A 19,957-nucleotide genomic window follows, 5' to 3' on the forward strand; every position below is an offset into this window, starting at 1 on the left:
GGCGCGGCGTCGATCGGGGCGGGCCGAGAGGTCTGAAAGGCTCAACTGGTTGCCGCAGTACGCCAGTTGGTGGAGGCGTGGCCACGTCCGTGGCGTATTGACCGTGCGTATACACCCGGCGTATACACCGAGGTATGACCGTTCCACTGGCGCTTCTTGGGCTCCTCGAACGTGAGTCGAGCCACGGCTATGACCTCAAGCGGAATTACGACACCTACTTCGGGCGCGGCAAGCCACTGCCCTACGGCCAGGTCTACTCGACGCTGCGCCGCCTGGCCCGGGACGGGAAGGTGGCGGTCGGTGAGACCGAGCCGGGGGAGGGGCCCGACCGCAAGCGGTACGTGATCACCGACAGCGGGGTCACGGAGGTGGAGGCCTGGCTCACCGAGCCGGTCGCGCCCGAGCAGCACTTGCAGACCGTGCTGTTCACGAAGGTCGTCATGGCTCTGCTCCTGGAGCGGGACGCCCAGGCGTACCTCGACACCCAGCGGGGCGCCCACATGGAGCGGATGCGCGAGCTGACCGAGCTGCGTCGCACCGGGGGGCTTGTCGACAGGCTGCTGGCCGACCACGGTCTCTTCCACCTCGAAGCCGACCTGCGCTGGATCGACATGACCGTGGCGCGGCTCGGCGTGCTGGCGGCGGAGGTGCGGTCATGAGCCTGCTCGAGGCACGTGACGTGCTGATCTCGTTCGGCAGCACCCCCGCACTACGAGGCGCCGAGCTGTCCGTGGCGCAGGGCGAGATCGTCGCCGTGACGGGGCCGAGCGGCTCCGGCAAGTCGACACTGCTGCACTGCCTCGCGGGCATCCTGGTGCCCGACGAGGGCGAGATCCACTACGACGGGCGGCGCATCGACGCCCTGCGGGAGAGCGAACGCAGCGCGCTGCGCCGCGACCGCTTCGGCTTCGTCTTCCAATTCGGCCAACTCGTCCCGGAGCTGACGGCCGAGGAGAACGTGGCGCTGCCGCTGCTCCTTGCGCGCGGCCGTCGGTCCAGCGCGCTGCACGAGGCCCGCGGCTGGTTCGCGCGGCTCGGCCTCGACGGCCTCGAAGGTCGCAGGTCGGGCGAGTTGTCCGGCGGTCAGGCCCAACGCGTCGCGTTGGCAAGGGCGTTGGTCGCCAGGCCCCGAGTGCTCTTCGCCGACGAGCCCACCGGAGCCCTCGACTCGCTCACCGGGGAACAGATGATGGACCTGATGGTCGGCTCCGCCCGCGAGCAGGGCACCACGGTCGTCCTCGTCACCCACGAGCCGCGCGTCGCCGCCTTCGCCGACCGCGAGGTCATCGTCCGCGACGGCAGGGTGACTTCGCTCTCCGTCGGACGGGCCGTTTCATGATCCGGCTCGCGCTCCGTCTCACCGTCGCGGGCGGCCGTGAGGCCCTGATGCGACTGACCGTGATCGCCGGCGCGGTGGCGGTGGGTGTCGCGCTGCTGCTCTCCACGCTCGCCGCCATCCAGGCCACCCGGACGCAGAACGACCGCAACGCCTGGCTCAACACCGGCGCCGAGTTCACCCAGAGCAGGGACGCGCGGGCCGCGGACGCCGACCCACTGTGGTGGCTGCTGCGGGCCGACCACTACGACGGCGGGCTCATCGGCCGCGTCGACGTGGCGTCCACCGGGCCGAACGCGCCGGTGCCGCCGGGCCTGCCACGCCTTCCGGGCCCCGGCGAGTACTACGCCTCCCCGGCGCTCGCCGAACTGCTCAAGGCCAGGCCCGCCGGTGAGTTGGCGGACCGCTACCCCGGCCGCCGGGCGGGCACGATCGGCAGCTCCGCGCTGCCGGGACCCGACTCCCTGCTCGTCGTGGTCGGACACCGCCCCGGTGAACTGGCGGGGAAGGAAGGGGCCCGGCGCGTCACGACCATCGAGACGCACTCGCCCAGCAGTTGCAACGGTCCCCAGTGCGACGTCGCCGCCGGCATCAACGCCGAGGGCATGGCGCTCATCCTCTCCGTGGTCGCCGTGGCGCTGATCTTCCCCGTGCTGATCCTGACCGGCACGGCGAGCCGCCTCGCCGCCGCCCGCCGCGAGCAGCGGTTCGCCGCGATGCGCCTGGTCGGCGCGACACCGGGCCAGGTGTCACTGATCTCCACGATCGAGGCCGCGGTCGCCGCCGTCGCCGGTACGGCGGTGGGCTTCGCCCTCTGGTACGCCCTGCGGCCCCTGATGGCGCGGGCCAACCTGACCGGCACCCCGTTCTTCACCGCGGACCTGTCGCTCGGCGCGGTCGACGTGCTGGGCATCGCCGTTGGCGTGCCGGTCGCCGCGGCGGTCGCGGCGCGTGTGGCGCTGCGCCGGGTGCGGGTGTCGCCGCTCGGCGTCAGCCGCCGGGCCACGCCCCGTCCGCCGCGCGCCTGGCGGCTGATCCCGCTGGCGCTCGGCATCGGGCAGTTGTGGTGGGTCATCGGGCGCGTTCCCGAGGACAGCTCGGGCCAGATACTCGCCTTCGTCCCCGGCATCCTGCTGATCCTGGTCGGCATCGTCCTCGCCGGCCCGTGGCTCACGATGGCTGGGGCGCGGCTGCTGGTCCGCTTCACCCGGCGGCCTGCCCTGCTCGTCGCGGGGCGGCGCCTCGCGGACGACCCGAAGGCCGGGTTCCGCGCGGTCAGCGGGCTCGTACTCGCGCTCTGTGTCACCAGTACGGCGGTCGGGATCATCACCGCGGTGGTCGCGGAGAGCGGCGTGCCCGAGGACAAGGCGTCGCTCGGCAGCTCGGTGGTCGCCCACTATGAGCGGCAGTTCGGGCCCGGCTCCAAGCCGAAGCTCCCGGCAGAACTGCCCGCCGCGACCCGGTCGGAGCTGGAGTCCATGTCCGGCGTCGAGAGCGTCATGGTGATCCGCACGAATCCGCTCGGTATTTCGGATCCCACTGAACCGACCTCGCAAGAGGGGCAACCCAACATCCTTGCGGGCCTGGTCTCCTGCCGCGAACTGGCGCGGATGCCCGAGCACAACGAGTGCCCGGCGGGGGCCGAAGCCGCCGCGATCCCCCCGGACTTCTCCCGCCTGGGGGTGCAGCAGGACCGGGACTGGCCCGACGTATGGCCCGTGGCGAAGATCAGCGCGCAGCGCCTCGAGTCCCTGCCGGTGAGCCAGATCATGGTGACAACGGACGGCTCCACCGCCGCGGTCGAGGGGGCCCGCACGCTCCTCACCACGGCGTACCCCCACGCACTGCCGCCCTATACCGTCGCCGAGGACTACGCGCAACGGTGGGGCGGCATCGAGGAATACCGGCAACTGGCCACCATCGTCATCGTGGTCAGCTTCCCGATCGCCGGATGCAGCCTGGCGGTCGCGGTCGCCGGCGGGCTGAACGAACGCAAGCGGCCCTTCGCCCTGTTGCGGCTGAGCGGAGTACCGCTGAGCACGCTGCGCCGTGTGGTGCTCCTGGAGAGCGCGGCGCCGCTGCTGATCGTCGCGGCGCTCGCCATCGGGATGGGCTTCCTGACCGCGCAGCTGTTCCTGCAGGCGCAGTTCGACTACTCGATACGAGCGCCGGGGACGGGCTACTACGCCCTGACCCTCGCCGGAATCGTCGTCTCCCTCGCCGTCATCGCCTCCACCCTGCCGCTGCTGCGGCGCATCACGGGACCGGAGACGGCACGCAACGCCTGACCCGCGACACCCGACTCCGCGGCGCCCGCCCTCACCGGCGGGCGCCGCTCACGCCTGCGTCGCTCGACCAGCGTGTCCCGCATGAAGTCCGCCGGCCAGCGCTGCGCCGGAGTGCGGGCGCGGCCCCTCGGAGAACAGCGGGATCCGCTCCACCCGCGGCGAGAGGCAACATTGATTGGAGCACGGTGGACTTTATTTCTAGGATCAACCACATCACCGCCGGTCAAGGAGGAGTCTGCGCATGCCGACCGCACGCCGGATCGCCCACGCGTTCCTCGAGCGCCAGGGCCTCACCACGATCTTCGGGAACCCCGGCTCGAACGAGCTGCCCTTCCTGGCGGGACTCCCCGAGCCCTTCCGCTACGTCCTCGGACTGCACGAAGGCGTCGTCGTCGGCATGGCCGACGGATACGCGCAGGTGACCGGCCGTCCCGCACTGGTCAACCTGCACGCCGCGGCCGGTTCCGGCAACGCGATGGGCGCGCTCACCAACGCGGTGTACGCGCGCTCGCCGCTGGTCCTCACGGCGGGGCAACAGGTGCGTTCCACCATCGGCCTGGAGGCGATGCTCGCCAACGTCGACGCCCAGCAGCTGATGCGGCCGCTCGTCGGGCACGCCGCCGAACCGGCCTGCGCCGCCGACGTCCCGCGCTCGCTGGTCCAGGCGGTCTTCGAGGCCGAGCTGCAGCGCCGCCCGAGCTATGTCTCCGTCCCGTACGACGACTGGGACGCCGAGGTCCCACCCCACGCCGGCGACGTCCTGGCGCGGCGGGTGCGGCGCGGGCTCACCCCCGATGCGGAGCAACTCGACGACCTCGTACGGGACGTGGGCGCGGCCCGCAATCCTGTTCTCGTCCTCGGCGGTGACATCGACGCCGCCGGACACTTCGACCTGGCCGTGGCCTGCGCCGAACACCTTGACCTGCCGGTGTGGGTGGCGCCCTCCCCGCACCGCCTCCCGTTCCCCAACAGGCACCCGCTGCTGCGTGGTGTGCTGCCCGCCGGGATCGGCTCCGTGTCGTCGGCGCTGGCCGGGCACGACCTCGTGCTCGTCGTCGGAGCGCCCGTCTTCCGCTACCACCAGCACGTGCCGGGCCCCTACCTGCCGGATGGCGCCCGGCTGATCCAGGTCACCGACGACGCGGGCGCCGCTGCCCGCGCGCCGACGGGGGAGGCGTTGGTCGCCGATCCGGGGCCTGTACTGACGGCGCTGATGACACGGCTGCCACAACGGACAATCGGGTCAAGGGAGTTCACGCCTCCGCCCGAACCCGCCACCGCTTCCGGAGGCGCCGTCCTCCACCCCGAGGAGGTCTTCGCCGCGCTCCGCGACACCCGGCCGGCCGACACCCGCTACGTCGTCGAGTCGACCTCCACCAACGGTGCCTGGTGGCGGCAGATGGACCTGCGGCGCCCCGGCTCCTACTTCTTCCCGGCCTCCGGCGGACTCGGTTTCGGGCTGCCCGCAGCCGTCGGCGCGGCGATGGGTGACCCGGAGCGTCCGGTCGTCGCGGTCGTCGGGGACGGCTCCGCCAACTACGGGATCACGGCGCTGTGGAGCGCCGCCCACTACAGGTGCCCGTCACCTTCGTCATCCTGCGCAACGGTACGTACGGTGCGCTGCGCTGGTTCGGGACACTGCTCGACACCCCGGACGTGCCGGGCACCGAGATCCCCGGCCTCGACTTCACCGCGCTCGCCGCGGGCTACGGGGTGCCCGCCACCGCCGTCACCGAACTCGCCGATCTGCGCGAGCAGTTGAAGAAGACCGCGACCGATGGGCCCCGCCTCATCCAGGTCGACACCCACCCCACCTCACCGGAGTGAACATGACTCTCCTCGAAAACCCCGTATGGCACGAGCGGATCCACCTCGACGGCTGGACCGCGGGCAGCGGGGGCACGTCCGCCGTCGTCGAACCCGCCACCGGGCAGCGGCTCGGTGCGATCGGCAGCGCCACCGCCGACGATGTGTCCCGCGCCGCCAAGCGGGCCGCCGAGGCCCAGCAGGAGTGGGCCCGCACCTCGCCCGCCGAGCGCGCCGCCGTGCTGCGCAGGGCCGGTGACCTGTTCGCCGAGCACGCCGAGGAGATCAAGGACTGGATCGTCCGCGAGGCCGGCTCGACCCGCGCCAAGGCCGCCGTCGAGACCGACTTCGCCGCCGCCGAGTGCTACGAGGACGCCGCCCTGCCCGCACACCCGCTCGGCGACGTGCTCAGCAGCGGCGAACCCCGCTGGTCGTTCGCGCGCCGCGTACCCGCGGGCGTCGTCTCGGTCATCGCGCCGTTCAACTTCCCGCTGATCCTCGGCATCCGCTCCGTCGCGCCCGCGCTCGCCCTCGGCAACGCCGTGCTCCTCAAGCCGGACCCGCGTACCGCGGTGTGCGGTGGTGTCACCATCGTCCGCATCTTCGAGGAGGCGGGCCTGCCCGAGGGGCTGCTTCACCTGCTGCCCGGCGACGCGAGCGTCGGCGCCGCCGCCGTCGAGGCACCCGAGGTCTCCGTGGTCTCCTTCACCGGGTCAACTGCCGCCGGACGCAAGGTCGGTGAGGCCGCGGCCCGCAACCTCAAGAAGGTCCACCTCGAACTCGGCGGCAATAACGCGCTCGTCGTCCTCCCCGGCGCCGACCTCCCCGCCGCCGCCTCGGCCGGCGCGTTCGGCTCGTACCTCCACCAGGGCCAGATCTGCATGGCGACCGGCCGCCACCTCGTCCACGCGTCGCAGGTCGACGAGTACGTGGCGCTGCTCGCGGAGAAGGCGAACCGGCTGCCCGTCGGTGACCCCGCCGCCGGCGACGTCGCGCTCGGCCCGATCATCGACGGCCGCCAACTCGCCCACATCGACCAGGTGGTGACCGACAGCGTCGCCGCGGGCGCGAAGATCGCCGCGGGTGGCAAGCCCGACGCCCCGTACTACCCGGCGACCGTCCTCACCGGCCTCGACGACGACAGCCCTGCCTGGCGCGAGGAGATCTTCGGACCCGTCGCGCCCGTGCGCGCCTACCGGGACCTCGACGAGGTGGCCCGCATCGTCGACGCCTCGCCGTACGGCCTGTCCGTCGGCATCCTCGGCGATGTCGGCACCGCCATGACCCTCGCCGACCGGATCCACTCCGGGAAGGTGCACATCAACGAACAGACCGTCATGGACGAGCCGGGCGCGCCCTTCGGCGGCGTCGGCGACTCCGGCAACGGCTCCCGGTTCGGCGGCGCGCAGGCCAACATCGAGGCGTTCACCGAGACGCAGTGGGTGACCGTCCGCCCGCAGATCGCGCCGTATCCCTTCTGATCCCCGCAGAAGGTCCTCTGTCCCCCAGGAGCAGCGCGTCCCCGCAGCGGCGGCAGGGCGGCCCGGCCCGTGCCAGACTCCGCACCATGAAGATCAGAGACATCCGGGACGGGGACTGGGAGCGGATCTGGCCGTTCTGGCGGCGGATCGTGCGCGCGGGCGAGACCTACGCCTGGGACCCCGACACCAGCGAGCCCGAGGCTCGCGCCCTGTGGACCGAGGGCGCGGGCAAGCGCGTCCACGTCCTGGAGAACGACGCGGGTGACGTCGTCGCGAGCGCGTACGTGAAGCCGAACTACAGCGGTCCGGCGCGGGACATCGCCAACGCCGGATTCATGGTCGACCCCGACCACGGCGGCCACGGGCACGGCCGGGCGCTGGCCGAACACGTCCTCACCACGGCGACGGCGGACGGCTACCGCGCCATGGTCTTCAACGCCGTCGTCGAGACCAACCCGGCCGTCCGGCTGTGGACTTCGCTCGGCTTCACGATCCTCGGCACGGTGCCCGCGGCGTTCGAGCACCCGCGGCACGGCAGGGTCGGGCTGCACATCATGCATCGCACGCTATAGGCCCTGGTGGGGTGGGGCGGACGCGAGCCATCCGTTGAGTTAGGGTTACCTAACCAACGGGATGGCCCCCGTGTTCTCCGCCTGCCCACAAGGAGCCCGCATGACGGCGACGCCCGCCGCCGAGCAGCCGACCGCCCCCGCGCCCGCCCGGCCGAGGGACCCGCGCCGCTGGCTCATCCTCGGCGTGATCTGCCTCGCGCAACTCGTCGTCATCCTCGACAACACGATCCTCAACGTCGCCGTCCCCACCCTCACCGCCGACCTCGGCGCCGACACCGCCGACGTCCAGTGGATCATCAACGCGTACGTGCTCGTGCAGGCGGGACTGTTGCTCGCGGCGGGCGCCGCCGCCGACCGCTACGGCCGCAAGAAGCTGCTTCTGAGCGGTCTCGTACTGTTCGGCGCGGGCTCCCTCGCCGCCGCACTCGCCCACAACACCGGCCAGTTGATCGCCGCGCGCGCCGGCATGGGCGTGGGTGGCGCCCTCCTGCTGACCACCACCCTCGCGGTGGCCGTGCAGGTCTTCGACGACGACGAACGCGTCCGCGCCATCGGCGTCTGGGCCGCCGTCAACGCCCTCGGTTTCGCGGCGGGACCGCTGGTCGGCGGCGTTCTCCTCGCCCACTTCTGGTGGGGCTCGCTCTTCATGGTCAACGTGCCCGTCGTGCTGCTCGGCCTGTGCGCCGTCGGCGTCCTCGTGCCGGAGAGCCGGGCCGAACAGAGCCACCGCCCCGACCTGTTGGGCGCACTCCTGTCGACGGTCGCGATGGCCTCGCTCGTCTACGCCGTCGTCTCGGGACCCGACCACGGCTGGTCCTCCCCGTACGTGCTCGCGGGCGCGGGGCTCGGGGTGTGCGCGCTGACCGGGTTCGTGCTGTGGGAACGGCACGTACGCGACCCCATGCTCGACATGAGCTTCTTCCGCAACCCGACGTTCACCGGGGCCGTGATCGGCGCCGTACTGATCACGTTCGGCAGCGGGGGAGCGCTCTTCCTGCTCACGCAGCAGCTCCAATTCGTCCTGGGCTACGGCCCGTTGGAGGCCGGGCTGCGCACCGCGCCCTTCGCGCTCACCGTCGTGCTGCTCAACTTCACCGGAGTGTCGGCCCGGTTGAGCAAGCGGCTCGGCATCCCGGGGTCCGTGGCCGTCGGCATGACCCTCCTCGCCTGCGGACTCGCCGCGGTCGCCCTCGCCGGGCGGGTCGTGGACGGGTACGGGGGCCTGCTCGTCGGGCTCGTCCTCATGGGTGTGGGCTGCGCGTTCGCCAACCCGGCGATGGCCGTCGCCGTGATGGGCGCGATCCCCCGCGAGAAGGCGGGGGCCGGGGCCGGCATCCAGGGCACGGTCACCGAGTTCGGCAGCGGAATCGGCGTCGCCGTCCTCGGCGCCGTGCTCAGCGCCCGCTTCTCCGCGCTCGTACCGGTGGCCGCGGCCTCGCTGCCCGCCGCCCTCGCCGCGACCGACTCGGCGGCCGAACGGCACACGGTGACACGCTCCTTCAGCTCGGCTCTGGAGACCGGTCAACTCGTGGGCGCGGCTGCCGTGTTGACCGGAGGCCTGGTGGCGGCCACGCTGCTGCGCCGCGCGGAACACGCGACGCAACCGGAGGCCGAGGCGGTCACGGACGCGGCGGTCACAGATCCAGCGTGAGCCGCTCGCCCTTCGCCCGCGAGACGCACACCATCATCGTCTCGTTGGCGTCCCGCTCGGCCGCCGTGAGCACACTGTCGCGGTGGTCGACCTCCCCGGCGATCACATCCGTCTCGCAGGTGCCGCACGTACCCTCGGCGCAGGAGTACAGCACCTGGATCCCGGCCTCCTGCAACGTGGCGAGGATCGTCCGGTCGGCCGGGACCTTCAACGTCCGCCCGCAGGACGCGAGGTCGACCACGAAGGCCGTGTCACCACTGGTGTCGGCCTCCGTCGGGTTGAACCGCTCCGTGCGCAGCGCCTCGGCCGGCACCAGCTCCTCGACGGCGGCCAGCAGCGGTTCGGGACCGCAGGCGTAGACGAGTTCACCGGGTCGCAGATCCGCGAGGACCGCAGGGAGGTCCAGCAGGCCCTCGACGAGTTCGAGCCGCCCGCCTGCGTGCCGGGCGGTCAACTCCTCGGCGAACGCCATCGTCGAGCGGGAACGGCCCCCGTAATGCAGGGACCACTCCGCCTTCTGGTCGGCCGCCGCGGACAGCATCGGCACGATCGGCGTGATGCCGATGCCGCCCGCGACGAACCGGTATGCGGGTGCCGGTTCGAGCCGGAAGTGGTTGCGCGGCCCGCGGGCACGTACCGCCGCGCCTTCCTGAAGCTCGCCGTGCACATGCGCCGAGCCACCCCGCCCGTCCCGCTCGCGCAGCACGGCGATCCGCCAGGAGCGGGCGTCACCACCGCACAGCGAGTACTGGCGCTCGAGCCCTTCCATGAGCAGCAGGTCGATGTGCGCGCCCGCCTCCCACACGGGCAGCGGAGCACCGTCCGGGCGGCGCAGCAGCAGCGAGACGACGCCGTCGGCCTCCGGGCGGCGTTCGGCGACGACGAGGTCGTACGTGTCGGGGCGGTCGAGCGGGTCGCTCACGAGGTGCGGTCCTTCTGATCGGGGGCCTGCGGGTGGTCCGGGTGGGCGAGCATCCACTCCCACATGCTGACCGGGTCCTCACTCATGGCCTGCGCGCCGCAGTGGCAGCGGCCGTCGAGGAGGTCGGTGCCGGGGAGCCATTCGATGCGGTAGACGGGCCTGTTCACCGCGCCGCCAGCTTCCCGAGGATGCGGCGCGCGGCCAGCCCGCCCGTGTCGATGTTGATGCTGAGCTCCTGGTAACCCTCCGGCTCGGTGTCCAGGGTGCGCTGCAACAGATTGAGCGCGTCCACGTCCTGCATGACGACGGTGTGGTTGAAGTCCCTTAGGAACGTGGTCACTTCATCGTCCTCGGTCGCGAAGTCCCGCGACACCGCCCAGAAGTCGTACACCTTGCCCGGCGATGACGGCGTGATCGCATACGTGATCTCTGTGCGGAACGCGGGTGTCTCCTGCCCCGACGGGCTGATCGTGCTGTGCAGCAGATACAGGCACGGCGCGTGGTACTCGATGTCCTGGCGCCGGTCGATGCGGCCCTCGATGCCGGTGGAACGGGCGTAGAACGGCGGGCACTCGGCGTCCTTCATGTGTCGCGACACCCGCACGATCCCGGACTCCTCGTCGACCTCCGTTGCGATGGGTGTCTCGGCGACCTCGGGCGTGCCGATGTAACCGCCGTGCAGATACGTCTCGTGGGAGAGGTCCATGAGGTTGTCGACCAGGAGCATGAAGTCCGCGTCGATCGGCTCCATGCCCTCCACGGTCACGAAACCGTCCGCGACCAGGTGCGGGGCGCGTGGGATGACGGACGCGTCGGCCCGCTCCGGGTCACCGACCCACACCCACACCATCCCGTCGACCTCGGCGACCGGGTACGAACTCACCCGTGCTGTCCGCGGCACCCGCTTCTGCCCCGGCACGAACACACACGTGCCCGTCGTGTCGTAGGTGAACCCGTGGTATCCGCACACCACCCGGTCCCCGTCGAGCCCGCTCGCCGACAGCGGATAGCGGCGGTGCACACAGCGGTCCGCGAGCGCGACCGGCTCCCCGGCCTCGGTGCGGTAGAAGGCGATCGGTTCGCCGAGGATCGTGCGGCCGAGCAGCTCCCGGCCCACCTCCTTGGACCACGCGGCGACGTACCACTGATCGCGGGCGAAGTCCGAGTAAGACGAGTTGCCGGTCATGACGGGCGTCCCTCCAGTCACCGCGCGCGGCACCGTCGCCGCGCGTCACCGACCACAGTGGTGAGCTGGACCACAGCCCCACAACGGCACTTCCGTCAGACGGAAGCCGGGGGCACGCTCGAGACGGGTTGCCACCCCAGAGCACGCGAAATGCCGCGTCCGGCCAACTGCACCGCCGGAATCAGCGCAGGCGTCCGCGCGCCCTCGACCGGTACGACGACGGAGACCGCGGCGACGACATCCCCACGCGGACCGCGCACCGGCGCCGCCACCGACAGCGCGTCGTCGGTGACCTGACGGTCACTCACCGCGACGCCCACGCGCCGCACTTCGGCCAGCATCCGGCGCAGCCGCACCGGATCGGTGACGGTGTACGGGGTGAACGCGTCGAGCCCGCCCTCCGGGTAGCGGTCCTGCAGATCGAGGCCGCCGTGCGCGAGCAGCACCAGGCCCACGCCCGTCGCGTGCAGCGGCCAGCGTGCGCCGACCCGCGAGTGCACGCCCACGGCCGAACGACCCGACAGGCGCTCGATGTAGACGACCTCACGGCCGTCGCGCACGGCCAGGTGCACGTTCTCGTGCGTGGCCTCGTACAGGTCCTCGAGGAACGGCAGCGCCGCCTGGCGCAGGCCGAGACCGCGCGGGGCGAGCGCCGCGATCTCCCACAGGCGCAGCCCCACGTGGTAGTTCCCCGCGTCGTCGCGCTCCAGGGCGCCCCAGCGGGAGAGCGCGCCGACGAGCCGGTGCGCCGTGGGCAGCGGAAGATCGGCGCGGTGCGCGAGCTGGGTCAGTGTGAGCGACGGGTGTTGCTGGTCGAAGGCGCCGAGCGCGTCGAGCAGCCGGTCGCTCGCGGAACGGGTCACAGCCCTGCCCTATCCGGTCGGGCAGCGGTCGCGGAGGAAGTCCAGGAGCACGGCGTTGAACAGCTCGGGCTGCTCCACGCCCGGCAGGTGCCCGGCCCCGTCGATCACCCGCAGCACCGAGTCCGGCACCAGCTTCACGATCTCCTCGGCGTCCGGGACCGGCGTGTACACGTCGTCCGCGCCGACGACGACGAGGGCGGGAACCCGGGCCGCCGCGAGGCTGTCCCGGTAGTCGGGGCGCTCGGCACGGCCGCGCAGCGCCGCCGCGGCCCCGCGCGGGTCGGTGACCTGCATCATGCCGAGGACATGCGCGGCGACCTCCGGCAGCGCGGCCACGTTGTAGCGCGCGAGCATCTTGTCGATGACCTCGCTCGCGTACCCGCCCATGCCCTCGGCGAGCAGCCGCACCGCGAGCCGGTTGCGGTGGATCTTGCCCTCGGGGGTCTCGGGCGGCGCTGAGGTGTCGGACAGGACGAGCGCGCGGGTGCGGTCCGGGTGCCGCAAGTGGAACTCCATGGCGATCTGGCCGCCCATGGACACACCACCGACCACGGCGGTGTCGAGGCCCAGCTCGTCCAGGAGTGCGGCGATGTCGTCCGCGAAGCGCGCCAGCAGCACCTGCCCCGGAGTGACATCGCTCTCGCCGTAGCCGCGCAGATCGGGCGTGAGTACCCGGTACCCGGCCGCCGCGAGCGCCTCCGCCTGGGTGGCCCACAGGGTCCGGTTGAACGGATGCCCGTGGATCAGCACGACCGCGACGCCGTCCGCGGGGCCGAGATCGTCGTACCGCAAAACGGTGCCATCCAGCGTGAATCGGGGCATGGCGTGCTCCAGGTTGGGTTGGTCCCGCGCGGGGGTGAGTGCCGGAACCGTACGGCGCGGGCGTGCGCATGATCAAGAGTGTTGGCCGGTCAGGGCGGGGAGGGTGGCCCTTTTAGACTGGTGGTGCCGCGCCCGCGCCCGGGGTCCCGCGGCCCGCACCACCGAACCAGGAACCACCGTGAACACCCAGCACCAGGCGGCCGCCGCCACCCTGCCCGACATCCGCCTGGTCGTCACCGACATGGACGGCACGCTCCTGGACGGCGACGGGAAGATACCGGATTCCCTCTGGCCGCTCCTGGCCGAAATGAACCGTCGCGGCATCGCCTTCTGCCCCGCCAGCGGACGGCAGTACGCGACGCTCGCCGCCGAGTTCGAAGCCGTCGACGACAGCGGCATGGTCTACGTCGCGGAGAACGGCGCGTACGTCGTGCGCGGCGGCGTCGAGGTCAGCTCCGACCCGCTGGAGCGGGGCGTCGTCGAGTGGATCGTGAAGTCGGTGCGCGCCCTCGTCGACGAGGGCGGGGCCGACGTGGGCGTCGTCGTCTGCGGGAAGCGGTCCGCCTACGTGGAGCGCTCCGACGAGGCGTTCATGACGCAGGTCCGCAAGTACTACGCCGCCCACGAGATCGTCGCCGACGCCACCGCCGTCGAGGACGAGTTCGTCAAGGTCGCGCTCTTCGACTTCGGCAACGCGCAGGACACCACCGCCCCGCTCCTCGCGCCGCTCGCCGATTCCCACCAGGTCGTCGTCTCCAGCCGGCACTGGATCGACGTCATGAACCCCGCCGCGAACAAGGGTGCCGCCGTCCGCAGGCTCCAGGACGCCCTGGGTGTCACCCCCGCGCAGACCGTGGTGTTCGGCGACTACCGCAACGACCTGGAGATGCTGGACACCGCCGACTGGTCCTACGCCATGGCCAACGCCCACCCCGACGTCCTGGTCCGCGCCCGGCTGCGCGCCCCGGCCAACACCGAGAACGGTGTGGTCCGCACGGTCGGTGACCTCCTCGGGATCACGGTGCGGCCGTAAGTTACTGAACCGTAACGTTCCCGGTGCTACCCGCGGTAACGGTTGTCTGGATAGCGTCCGGCAAGGCGCGCGGTGGCGGTGGGACGACCGCTCCGGACGCGCCGTCGGCCTGCCCGGTTTTCCGGCCGACAGCCGCCAGGCGGGGGTCGACTCCCGCCCGTAGACCGGAGGTTCGCCATGCCCGCCGCCCCCACCCGCCTACTGGCCGCCGCTGTCACCCTCGCCGCGTGTGTCGGTGCGCAGGCCGTGCCCGCCGCGGCAGCCACCGGAGCGGAGACCTCCGGTGACACGGTCTCGCGCGGTGTCACGATCCCCGCGTTCTACAACCCGCCGGCCGAACTGCCCGGCGCCAACGGGTCGTTGATCCGCAGCGAGGGGCTCCCGCTCGCCCTCAGCCTGCCCGGCCTGAACGGACCGCTGCCCGGCAAGGCGACCCGCATCATGTACAAGACCACCGACTCCAACGGGAAGCCCGCCGCGTCCACGGGGGCGTACATCGAGCCCAGCGCCAAGTGGCGCGGCTCCGGCCCCCGCCCACTCGTGGCACTCGCCCCCGGCACGCAGGGGCAGGGCGACCAGTGCGCGGCGTCGATGGGTCTCGAGCACCCTCTGCGCATCAACGGGCGGACACTGGTTGCCGGTTACGAGGACCTGGCGATCTACCGGCTCCTCGCGAAGGGCGTCGCCGTCGTCGTCACCGACTACATCGGCCTGGGCGCCACGGACCGCCTGCACACCTACGTGAACCGGCTCGACGAGGCGCACGCCGTGCTCGACGCCGTGCGGGCCGCCCGCGCCCTCAAGGACGCCACGATCACCAGCGGCTCGCGGGTCGGCCTCTTCGGCTACAGCCAGGGCGGCGGCGCCACCGCGGCCGCCGCCGAACTCCAGCCCACCTACGCGCCCGAAGTCACGCTCTCGGGCACGTACGCGGGAGCGCCGCCCGCCGACCTGACCGCGACCACCAAGGCCATCGACGGAACCGACCTCGTCGGCGCGCTCGGCTGGTCGCTCAACGGGTTCCTGCAGTCGGACCCGGAGCTTCAGGCGATCGCCGACAAGCACCTGAACGACAAGGGGCGGGCCGCCCTGAAGGACTTCTCCACGGCGTGCGTCGGCGACGCCATCCTCGGCTACTCGTCGAAGAAGAGCTCGGCCTGGACGAAGGACGGCCAGACCCTCGAAGACATCATCAAGGCCGAACCCCGCCTCCAGGAGTTCCTCGACCAGCAGCGCATCGGCACCATCGAGCCGCAGAGCCCGGTGCGCGTCGCCACAGGTGTCAGCGACAACCTCGTCCCGCACGGCCAGGCCCGCCAGTTGGCCGTCGACTGGTGCGGCCGCGGAGCCCAGGTCACATACAAGCCGGTGAAACTCCCGGACGTCGGCCGCGCCCTGATCAACCACTTCGCCCCGCTCCTCACCGACCAGGGCCCGGCGATCACCTGGCTCACCGACCGCCTCTCCGGCGAACCCGCGACCTCCACCTGCGCCGAACTCCCGTCACACAGCTGAGCGTTCGGGTACGAACGGCGCGCGAAAGCCCCGACTCCCTTGCGTGGCAAGGGAGTCGGGGCTTTCGCAGCGGGGTCAGGTCGATGTCACCTTCACCGGTTCCGTCTCCGCGGAGCTGTGGCGTTCCGCCCAGTTCTCCAGGGCCGTGCGGCACGCATGGTCCAGGTGGTGGAGGCCGGACAGGTTCAGCTCCACGGGGCGGTCCTGCGGGAGTGCCTCCAGGCTGTCGAGGATCTTCGGCAGCTTGAGGAACGTCGCGTTGCCGGACAGGTGAGCCTGCACCGGGCCCGCGCCCTTGTCTATGATCTCCAGCTTGATGTGCGAGGCCTCCCAGGCGGTCTTCACGATCGACAGGGCGAGGCCGATGAGCACGCCCTCGAACATGCTGACCGCCACGATCGACACCGCGGTGACGACCAGGATCAGCGCCTCACCGCGATGGTCGCGCCAGAGCTTCACCAGTGCCCGTACGGGCACCAGCTTCGCCCCGGCGTGGACCAGCACACCCGCGAGGGCCGGGATCGGGATGAAGGCGAGCAGCGCGGGCAGCAGCGCGGCGAACAGCAGCAGCCATACGCCGTGCATGACCCGCGAAGCCTTCGTCTTGGCGCCCGCCTGCACATTGGCCGAGCTGCGCACGATCACCGCGGTCATCGGCAGCGCGCCGAGCACGCCGCACACCGCGTTGCCCGCGCCCTGGGCGAGCAGCTCCTTGTCGTACGCGGTGCGCGGACCGTCGTGCATCCGGTCCACGGCCGCCGCGCTGAACAGCGACTCCGCCGAGGCGATCAGCGTGAACGCCACGAGCATGCCGAGCACACCGACGGAGAGGAGCTCACCGAACGCCTCGAGCGGCGGCGGCTGGATCGAGCCGAGCAGACCGTTGACCTCGACCATGGTGACGGGCGCGTCGAACACGAACGCCGCCAGCATGGCCAGGCCCACCGCGGCGAGCGGACCGGGAACGACGCGCGCCTTGCGCGGCATGTGCTTCCAGAACACGAGGATCGCGACGGTCCCGGCGCCCAGGGCGAGCGAGGCCAGCGCACTGGTGCTGCCGAGCGCGTCGAGGAACGCCTCCGGGAGCCCCGCTATCTTGCCGATCCCGGACTCCGGGGCCTTGGCGTCGAGTACCGAGTACAGCTGGCCCGCGATCAGGACCAGGCCGATGCCGGCGAGCATGCCCTCGACGACCGACACCGAGATGGCCCGGAAGTAGCGGCCCACCTTCAGCGCGCCCATCGCGATCTGCAAGAGGCCGGTCGCCAGCACGATGACACCAAGGACCGGCAGACCGAACTCGCGCACCGCTTCGTACACGAGCACGGTCAACCCGGCGGCAGGCCCCGACACTTGGAGGCTGCTGCCCCGCATCAGGCCGGTGACGATGCCGCCGACGATGCCGGTGATCAAACCGAGTTCGGCGGGCACACCGGAGGCGACGGCCACGCCGACGCACAACGGAAGTGCCACCAGGAACACGACGAGCGAGGCGGTGAAGTCCGCCTTGAGATGAGGGAACTTGGGAGTCGGGGTGTGGGGGGTGGGTTCGGTCACGGTGGCGCTCACAGAGTCTCGAACGCGTCGGTGTCGACACGGTGTTCGCGGACGCCGCCGGTGTGCACCTCGTAGTACCAGCCGCGCAGCGTGAGGCGGCCGTCGGCGAGCCCGCGCTCCACACACGGGTAGGAGCGCAGCCTGAGCAGCTGGGCGAGGACGTGCTGTTGGACGGCCGAGGAGACGGTGACGTCGGCCGGATCGCACGCGCCGGGCTCGTCCGCGGCGTGCGCGAGCCAGTCCCTGACGGCGGGCACGGCCGCGAGGTCGTCGCCGCGCACCAGCGCGCCGATCGCCCCGCAGTGCGAGTGCCCGCACACGACGATGTCCTGGACGCCGAGGACTTCCACGGCGTACTCGATGGTGGCGGTCTCCCCGCAGGGGCTGCCATTGGCGTACGGGGGCACGATGTTGCCCGCGGTGCGGAGCTCGAACAGCTCACCGGGGCGCGCGCCCGTGATCAGGGCCGGCACGACGCGAGAGTCGGAGCAGGTGATGAACAGGACCTGCGGGGACTGGCCGTCGGCGTGACTGGCGAACTCCTCAGGGCGCCGGCCGAACGTGCGGGCGTTGTCGATGAGGGGCTGCATGTGTGGTGATTCCTCCTGGCGCGCCGGCAGGGCGCGTCGGACGGGCAGGACAGGTGGGGGAACAGCTGTCGGGAATCAGCAGCGGAAGACCTGAAGGGACGCCGCTGTCAGCTCGTCGATGGATCTGACCGGTCTGGCGTACGAGGCGTGTGGTGCGATCGCCGATGCGGCGGTGATGCGCGGCGCGAGTGACTCGGCGTCGGGGTGGGGAAGCTGGGACGAGCCCGCGGCCGTCCGATGGCGGTCGCGGGTACGGACCGCTTCGGCGGGCCCCTGGGGGGCTGTCCCGTCGCCGTGGCAGGCCTTCGCGTCGGCCGGCGCCGCGACCGGGGTATGTGCGGAAGCGAACGAATGTCCGGACGCGAGCAGGGGGAGCGACAGCAGCAGGGCGATGACAAAGGCCATCGCTGTGCGCTTGCTCCCACCTCGGGACATGGTTTCCCCTCGCATATCTCTCACCAAGAGATAGCCAACGTACGGTCAACTGATGGTCAAGAGACAGGTTAACTCTGCAAAGGTGGCTCGTGGGTTAACGGGGTGTTTCGGGTCGAAGGATGCGTGAAAGGTGGGGCTGTTTGGCGTGAATGGCACCCCTGGACCCGTGATCTCGCCCTAAGTCACGATCCTTCGTGTGCGTCCCGTACGAGGCGGATCTCCCGGCCCTGCCAGCGTTCGCGCAGCCGGCGGTCGTGGCAGGCGACGACGATGGCGCCGGGCCCCGCGCCCAGCGCGTCCTCCAACTCGTCGCACAGCGTGGGGGACAGATGGTTCGTCGGCTCGTCGAGCAGCAGCAGCTCCGGCGGATCCGCCACGAGCAGCGCGAGCGCGAGCCGGCGCCGCTGGCCGACCGAAAGCCGGCCCACGGGCTTGCCGAGGTCGGCCGGGCCCAGCAGGCCGAGCCCGGCCAGCGGCACCGCCTCGGCCCGCGCGAACCCGAGCTCCTGCGCGTACGTGTCCCGGGCGGTGCGCTCGGGCCGCGCGAACACGGAGTCCTGGGCGAGCAGCCCCACCGACAGTCCCGCCCGCCGCCGTGTCCCGCCGCGCGCCGTCAGCTGCCCGGCAAGAACCGCCAACAGGGTTGACTTCCCACTGCCGTTGGCACCCGTGACCAGTAGGCGGTCGTCGGGCGTGACGTCGAGCCGGTCCAGGGTGAGCCGTCCCGGAACATCGACCGCCCGCAGGGACACCAGCGGCTCATCGATGTCCTCGCCCTCGCCCGACCACCTGTCGGCGAGGCGGTCGGGCCGAAAGCGCAGCGGCGGGGGAGGCGCGGCGACCTGGGTGCGCTCCAACTCCTCCAGGCGCCGGGTGGCGTTACGGACCCGGCGTGAGATCTGACTCTGCACCCGGTTGGCGCGGACGCCGTACCCCATCTTCTCGTTGTCGCGCGGAGCACGGTCCGGGGCGACGCGGCGCGCCGAGACACCGGCCGCGTGCCGCAGCGCGACCAACTCCTCCTGTTCCTCGGCGAATCGCCGCTCCCACCGCCCCCGCTCTGCTCGCTTCTCCCCGAGGTAGGCGCTGTAGTTGCCGCCAAACCGCACGGGCCCCTCCACTGCCGGATCGAGGTCGACAAGGTCCGTGCAGACGGCGTCGAGGAACGCCCGGTCGTGGCTGGCGAGGACGACCACGCCGGGCAGTGCCCGCACCTGTTCTTCCACGAACAGCGCGGCGTCGTCGTCGAGATGGTTCGTCGGCTCGTCGAGCAGTAGCGCGGCGGGGCGGCGCGCGAGCAGCGCCGCCAGGGAGAGCCGCCCGCGCTGGCCACCGGAGAGCGAACCCAGGGCGCGGGTGTGGGCGAGCGACCCGAGGCCGAGCCCGGCGAGGGTGATCTCGGCGCGCCGGTCCGCGTCCCATGCCTCGCGTTCCCGGGCATCCTCAAGCAACTGCCCATAGGTGGCGAGGAGTTCCGGATACGTGTCGGAGTCCTCCGGTGTCCGGGCGAGCTCGTCGCCGATCCGGTCGAGCTCGGCGAGTGCGGCGCGGGTCTCGCGCAGCGCGTCGGCCAGCACGTCCGCGATCGTCGTCGTGGCCTCGTACGGCGCCTCCTGCTGGAGGAAGCCGAGGTCGGGCGGCCGTACGACGCTGCCGGAGTCGGGTGTGTCGACGCCGGCGAGCAGGCGCAGCAGGGTCGACTTGCCGACCCCGTTCTCGCCGATCAGGCCGATGCGGCGGCCGGGAGCGGCGGTGAGCGACACACCATCGAGCACGCGGCGGGTGCCGAGGGTGCGGATCAGGTCGTGGGCGATGAGGGCGGTCGTGGCCATGAGCTGTGTTCCGTCCGACGTGAGCAGCGGTGGGGCCCGCCGGGCGTACACCTCGGGCGGGCCATGTC

General features: G+C 71.8%; 17 protein-coding genes and 1 pseudogene. 9 read left to right on the top strand and 9 right to left on the bottom strand.

Annotation, left to right across the window (positions count from 1 at the left end):
• The first annotated feature begins 134 nt into the window (after positions 1-134).
• The 7 genes and pseudogenes from ACWD2L_RS06645 (at position 135) to ACWD2L_RS06675 (ending at position 9,134) form a co-directional block, all read left to right on the top strand.
• Entirely contained in the window at positions 135-659 is a 525-nt protein-coding gene (locus ACWD2L_RS06645; protein WP_351331986.1) for a PadR family transcriptional regulator, read from the top strand.
• Complete coding sequence (locus ACWD2L_RS06650) at positions 656-1,339, top strand: ABC transporter ATP-binding protein (RefSeq protein WP_351331984.1); 684 nt, start codon at positions 656-658, stop codon at positions 1,337-1,339. The genes ACWD2L_RS06645 and ACWD2L_RS06650 overlap by 4 nt, the downstream gene beginning before the upstream one ends.
• On the top strand, positions 1,336-3,624 hold the full coding sequence (locus tag ACWD2L_RS06655) for an ABC transporter permease (RefSeq protein WP_351331981.1): 2,289 nt from the start codon (positions 1,336-1,338) through the stop codon (positions 3,622-3,624). The genes ACWD2L_RS06650 and ACWD2L_RS06655 overlap by 4 nt, the downstream gene beginning before the upstream one ends.
• A 241-nt stretch (positions 3,625-3,865) precedes the next feature.
• Positions 3,866-5,451, top strand: a pseudogene (mdlC, locus tag ACWD2L_RS06660) (benzoylformate decarboxylase).
• A 2-nt stretch (positions 5,452-5,453) separates the two neighbouring features.
• Entirely contained in the window at positions 5,454-6,911 is a 1,458-nt protein-coding gene (locus ACWD2L_RS06665) for an aldehyde dehydrogenase family protein (protein ID WP_351331979.1), read from the top strand.
• Between the two features lie 86 nt (positions 6,912-6,997).
• A complete protein-coding gene (locus tag ACWD2L_RS06670; protein WP_351331977.1) occupies positions 6,998-7,483 on the top strand; it encodes a GNAT family N-acetyltransferase in 486 nt (161 codons plus the stop codon).
• 100 nt (positions 7,484-7,583) lie between these two features.
• Positions 7,584-9,134 carry an MFS transporter gene (locus ACWD2L_RS06675; protein WP_351331974.1) on the top strand — a complete coding sequence of 517 codons (1,551 nt, stop codon included), beginning with the start codon at positions 7,584-7,586 and terminating at the stop codon, positions 9,132-9,134.
• Here ACWD2L_RS06675 and ACWD2L_RS06680 read toward each other — a convergent pair.
• The 5 genes from ACWD2L_RS06680 to ACWD2L_RS06700 form a co-directional block, all read right to left on the bottom strand.
• Positions 9,118-10,056: a PDR/VanB family oxidoreductase gene (locus ACWD2L_RS06680; RefSeq protein ID WP_351331972.1), complete on the bottom strand. Its 939-nt coding sequence runs from the start codon at positions 10,054-10,056 to the stop codon at positions 9,118-9,120. The genes ACWD2L_RS06675 and ACWD2L_RS06680 overlap by 17 nt on opposite strands.
• On the bottom strand, positions 10,053-10,223 hold the full coding sequence (locus ACWD2L_RS06685; RefSeq protein WP_351331970.1) for a hypothetical protein: 171 nt from the start codon (positions 10,221-10,223) through the stop codon (positions 10,053-10,055). The genes ACWD2L_RS06680 and ACWD2L_RS06685 overlap by 4 nt, the downstream gene beginning before the upstream one ends.
• Positions 10,220-11,242, bottom strand: coding sequence for an aromatic ring-hydroxylating dioxygenase subunit alpha (locus ACWD2L_RS06690; protein WP_351331967.1), 1,023 nt, complete (start codon positions 11,240-11,242; stop codon positions 10,220-10,222). Before ACWD2L_RS06690 ends, ACWD2L_RS06685 begins: the two co-directional genes overlap by 4 nt.
• Before the next feature lie 95 nt (positions 11,243-11,337).
• Entirely contained in the window at positions 11,338-12,105 is a 768-nt protein-coding gene (locus tag ACWD2L_RS06695; RefSeq protein WP_351331964.1) for an IclR family transcriptional regulator, read from the bottom strand.
• A 9-nt stretch (positions 12,106-12,114) separates the two neighbouring features.
• Positions 12,115-12,927 carry an alpha/beta fold hydrolase gene (locus ACWD2L_RS06700; protein ID WP_351331962.1) on the bottom strand — a complete coding sequence of 271 codons (813 nt, stop codon included), beginning with the start codon at positions 12,925-12,927 and terminating at the stop codon, positions 12,115-12,117.
• A gap of 178 nt (positions 12,928-13,105) precedes the next feature.
• On the opposite strand from ACWD2L_RS06700, the gene ACWD2L_RS06705 reads away from it, so the two are divergent.
• The gene (locus ACWD2L_RS06705; RefSeq protein WP_351331960.1) at positions 13,106-13,960 is read left to right on the top strand and encodes a Cof-type HAD-IIB family hydrolase; all 855 of its coding nucleotides are present in this window, start codon (positions 13,106-13,108) and stop codon (positions 13,958-13,960) included.
• A 177-nt stretch (positions 13,961-14,137) separates the two neighbouring features.
• Positions 14,138-15,475 (top strand): lipase family protein, encoded by a 1,338-nt coding sequence (locus ACWD2L_RS06710; RefSeq protein ID WP_351331958.1) that lies wholly within the window; start codon positions 14,138-14,140, stop codon positions 15,473-15,475.
• Positions 15,476-15,550: 75 nt separating this feature from the next.
• Here ACWD2L_RS06710 and ACWD2L_RS06715 read toward each other — a convergent pair whose 3' ends face one another.
• The 4 genes from ACWD2L_RS06715 to ACWD2L_RS06730 all read right to left on the bottom strand — a co-directional run bounded on the left by ACWD2L_RS06715 (position 15,551) and on the right by ACWD2L_RS06730 (position 19,889).
• Positions 15,551-17,032, bottom strand: coding sequence for a SulP family inorganic anion transporter (locus ACWD2L_RS06715; protein ID WP_351331956.1), 1,482 nt, complete (start codon positions 17,030-17,032; stop codon positions 15,551-15,553).
• A gap of 8 nt (positions 17,033-17,040) precedes the next feature.
• On the bottom strand, positions 17,041-17,622 hold the full coding sequence (locus ACWD2L_RS06720; RefSeq protein ID WP_351331954.1) for a carbonic anhydrase: 582 nt from the start codon (positions 17,620-17,622) through the stop codon (positions 17,041-17,043).
• A gap of 75 nt (positions 17,623-17,697) precedes the next feature.
• Positions 17,698-18,057, bottom strand: a complete 360-nt coding sequence (locus ACWD2L_RS06725; RefSeq protein ID WP_351331952.1) for a hypothetical protein — start codon at positions 18,055-18,057, stop codon at positions 17,698-17,700.
• Between the two features lie 182 nt (positions 18,058-18,239).
• Complete coding sequence (locus tag ACWD2L_RS06730) at positions 18,240-19,889, bottom strand: ABC-F family ATP-binding cassette domain-containing protein (protein WP_351331950.1); 1,650 nt, start codon at positions 19,887-19,889, stop codon at positions 18,240-18,242.
• Between the last annotated feature and the right edge of the window lie 68 nt (positions 19,890-19,957).

Source organism: Streptomyces sp. NPDC002754 (assembly GCF_053592315.1).

Bases quoted from the DNA above. Each gene is read 5' to 3' on its own strand.
- ACWD2L_RS06665 (WP_351331979.1), top strand. From the start codon at position 5,454: ATGACTCTCCTCGAAAACCCCGTATGGCACGAGCGGATCCACCTCGAC.
- ACWD2L_RS06730 (WP_351331950.1), bottom strand. From the start codon at position 19,889: ATGGCCACGACCGCCCTCATCGCCCACGACCTGATCCGCACCCTCGGC.
- ACWD2L_RS06725 (WP_351331952.1), bottom strand. From the start codon at position 18,057: ATGTCCCGAGGTGGGAGCAAGCGCACAGCGATGGCCTTTGTCATCGCC.
- ACWD2L_RS06690 (WP_351331967.1), bottom strand. From the start codon at position 11,242: ATGACCGGCAACTCGTCTTACTCGGACTTCGCCCGCGATCAGTGGTAC.
- ACWD2L_RS06700 (WP_351331962.1), bottom strand. From the start codon at position 12,927: ATGCCCCGATTCACGCTGGATGGCACCGTTTTGCGGTACGACGATCTC.
- ACWD2L_RS06670 (WP_351331977.1), top strand. From the start codon at position 6,998: ATGAAGATCAGAGACATCCGGGACGGGGACTGGGAGCGGATCTGGCCG.
- ACWD2L_RS06675 (WP_351331974.1), top strand. From the start codon at position 7,584: ATGACGGCGACGCCCGCCGCCGAGCAGCCGACCGCCCCCGCGCCCGCC.
- ACWD2L_RS06650 (WP_351331984.1), top strand. From the start codon at position 656: ATGAGCCTGCTCGAGGCACGTGACGTGCTGATCTCGTTCGGCAGCACC.
- ACWD2L_RS06720 (WP_351331954.1), bottom strand. From the start codon at position 17,622: ATGCAGCCCCTCATCGACAACGCCCGCACGTTCGGCCGGCGCCCTGAG.
- ACWD2L_RS06710 (WP_351331958.1), top strand. From the start codon at position 14,138: ATGCCCGCCGCCCCCACCCGCCTACTGGCCGCCGCTGTCACCCTCGCC.
- ACWD2L_RS06645 (WP_351331986.1), top strand. From the start codon at position 135: ATGACCGTTCCACTGGCGCTTCTTGGGCTCCTCGAACGTGAGTCGAGC.
- ACWD2L_RS06655 (WP_351331981.1), top strand. From the start codon at position 1,336: ATGATCCGGCTCGCGCTCCGTCTCACCGTCGCGGGCGGCCGTGAGGCC.